This is a genomic window from Bradyrhizobium sp. Leo78 (genome assembly GCF_059512425.1).
The window spans coordinates 1-355 of record NZ_JCAMOT010000308.1 but is presented as its reverse complement, the minus strand read 5'-3'; the positions used below and the strand labels follow the sequence as shown (position 1 = coordinate 355).

The window sequence follows — 355 nt, the reverse complement described above, 5'->3', positions numbered from 1 at the left end:
GGTTGTCCGGTTTAAAAACGTGGACTGGATGAATGGTATTGATTCTTTTTACTTTCAGATGCTTCCTGCGAATTGAGACATGAGCAGGAGTTCAATGCCAGGCGATATCCCGACACCAGAGATTGGCGAAGCCAGCCCCTCATCCGCATGCCGGCACCTTCTCCCCCAAGGGACATAAGGAAGCAAGACTGTGATCTACGAGCTTAGAGTTTACGACTGCCTGCCCGGCGCGATTGCCCGCGCAGCTCAACCGTTGCCGAACATACGCTGGCCCTGTGGAACAAGCACGGCATCAAGCAGGCGGGTTTCTTCACGACAATGGTGGGCGAAAGCAGTCAGCGTCTCACCTATCTCA

At 54.1% G+C, this 355-nt stretch carries 1 pseudogene; it reads left to right on the top strand.

The features are described from left to right. Positions 1-190 precede the first annotated feature (190 nt). Positions 191-355: pseudogene (locus AC5ZG1_RS44825) on the top strand (NIPSNAP family protein); the annotation flags it as partial.